At 72.2% G+C, this 2,105-nt stretch carries 2 protein-coding genes and 1 pseudogene; 1 reads left to right on the top strand and 2 read right to left on the bottom strand.

Annotated elements, in window-relative coordinates; translation table 11 throughout:
* Nucleotides 1-165 precede the first annotated feature (165 nt).
* Nucleotides 166-531, top strand: a pseudogene (locus NBZ85_RS30620) (hypothetical protein); the annotation flags it as partial.
* A gap of 235 nt (nucleotides 532-766) precedes the next feature.
* On the opposite strand, the gene NBZ85_RS30615 reads toward NBZ85_RS30620, so the two are convergent.
* Together NBZ85_RS30615 and NBZ85_RS30610 are read right to left on the bottom strand one after the other, a co-directional pair.
* Nucleotides 767-1,429 carry a TetR/AcrR family transcriptional regulator gene (locus tag NBZ85_RS30615; RefSeq protein ID WP_261560677.1) on the bottom strand — a complete coding sequence of 221 codons (663 nt, stop codon included), beginning with the start codon at nucleotides 1,427-1,429 and terminating at the stop codon, nucleotides 767-769.
* A 79-nt stretch (nucleotides 1,430-1,508) separates the two neighbouring features.
* The gene (locus tag NBZ85_RS30610; RefSeq protein ID WP_261560678.1) at nucleotides 1,509-2,024 is read right to left on the bottom strand and encodes a nuclear transport factor 2 family protein; all 516 of its coding nucleotides are present in this window, start codon (nucleotides 2,022-2,024) and stop codon (nucleotides 1,509-1,511) included.
* Between the last annotated feature and the right edge of the window lie 81 nt (nucleotides 2,025-2,105).

Here is a 2,105-nt window from a genome sequence, read left to right as displayed (position 1 = left end):
GCGAGTTCGTCGTGCTCCCCGTGCCCGGTGTTCGCCACCGCCACGAGGAGCTCCTCGTCTGAGAGGCCTGGCCAACCCGGCTCCTGCGTCACCTAACCACCGTACGAGGTTAACCAGTTGACGGCCTGGATAACCGGTATAACCGTTACAGCGGTTACGCCACCGATGGGGTGGTATCAGGGACGGGAGGCTTCGGTGGCACCGCACGACGGCACCACGACCGGTATCCAGGCCCGAGCTGGCGAGTTGTCGATCCTCGTCGCCACCCGCCGTTACGGCGACGTCGGTGACGGCGTCAACGCCAGCGCCTGGCAGACGACAGGCGGCGCGTTGAGCACGGCACCGTTCGCCGCCGTCGCCTGGATCGAGGGAGGCAGCCGGCTCGGCACGGCTGGTGTCACGGCCTGGGCCGCGTGCGCCGCCGTCGCGCTCTGCGGCGTCGTGGCCGGCGTCGCGTTCAACCGAGGCATCGGCCGGGTGCCCGCCGTGCGTGCCGGTCAGCTACCGAATCTGGCCCCGGTGGTCGGCACGGGCACGTCCGTCGCCTTCCTCGGGGAGCGCCCGACGACGCTGCAGTCCGTGGTCGCTGTGACGTCGTCCAGCTTCCCGGCGGGCCGCGATGTTTTTCGGGGGACGACCCCCGAGCCCCTCGGTGTCGAGCTTTGCCGGAGCCCGGGTTCGCGCGAGTCGCCGGACCGGTTTGGAAGGCTCGCAGCCCTGCCTGTGTCGGCTCACCGCGGCGTTGCTCCGTGGGCGGGTGCCCTGATCAGGCCGCCGGGCTGGGGCCGAACGCGCGCAGGAACGTGGCGACCGCGCTACGCGCCACCCGGCGCAGTTCGGCGTCGGACACATGGCGGGTGCCCATCCGCGAGCGCCCCTCCATCGGCCCCACCAGCAACGACTTGAGCTGCTCGGCCGCCTCGCCCGGATCGCTCACGCCCAGCTGTCCCGCCACCGTCAGCCGCGCCAGCCGATCCGCGAGGGAGTCGGTCACCGCGTCCACCGCCCGGCCCTGAATCAGGTCCAGCAGCTCCGGAGCCTGGCTGACCTCCGCATACGCCAGCCGCCGCATCGCCGCCGACCGGTCGTCGTTGAAGCACTGCAGCAGCCGGAACCCCGCCGCCTCCAATGCCGCACGCACGTCGCGCACCGGCTCGCGCAGGCCGTTGAGAGCGGTCATGTTCCGGGCGAACGTGCGTTCCGCCTCCGCCGCGATCACCTCGCGCAGCAACCCGAGCTTGTCGCCGAAGTGGTTGTAGACCGTGTGCTTGGCCGCGCCTGCCTGCGCGGCGATCGCCTCGACACTCGCCGGCGCGTAGCCTTCCCGGGCGAACACGTCGAAGGCCGCGTCAAGAATCGCCTGCCGTTTGTCCAGCCGACCCCGCGGCGCTGCGGCCTTCGCGGCCTGCTCCGGCCCTCGACGCGTCACGCGCCCACCGTAGCAATGCCTCGATCGTCAAAGCCCGACAACGGCTGCGGCGGCCAGGGGCCGCCGACCGGAGGGGATCTTATCGGGGTGTGGGCCGACCGAGGCCCGGGGCGGTGCCGGTGGCGACGAGGCCGGCGGCGGGGGTGATGAGGCGGCGGGCGATGAGCCACTGTCCGTCATGGTGGCGGTAGGTGTCCTCGACGAGGCCGATGGTGGTCCAGTCCGCCGGCCGCTGCTGCCCGCCGGGGGTTTGGGTCGCGGCCCAGTGCCAGACGGTGGCATAGCCGGTGAGCCGGGGTTGACCGGTGCTCCAGTCGATGTCGGGTGGCGCGCCGGTGTGGGCGGCGGCGGGCCCGCTGAGCCGGTGGTGCGCGGCGGCGGATGGCCGGCCGGGCAGCATGAAATCGACGAATTCGTCGCGGCCGGCGAAGCGCTGCGGCGGGCCGGGCATGATCCGGTACTCGATGTCGGCGTCGGGGGTGAAGCAGTACCGGCCGAGCAGGTCGTACCGGCCGGCGTCGGCGAGCAGGAAGAAGCGGAAGTGGGTGTGCCGGATGGCGCGCTCGGCGTCGAGGCGGTCGAGGGCGGTCGTCATGGTGCTCGACTCCCTGGTCTGGTGTCGCTGGAGACAGTGGGTCAGCGGCGGTCGGTGGGGAAACCGGGTCGGCGGTAAGCG

The sequence above is a fragment of the Frankia tisae genome, assembly GCF_025403405.1.
GTDB lineage: Bacteria > Actinomycetota > Actinomycetes > Frankiales > Frankiaceae > Frankia > Frankia tisai.
Note: the sequence above shows the minus strand (reverse complement) of the source record. Positions and strands in the feature narration are given on the sequence as shown.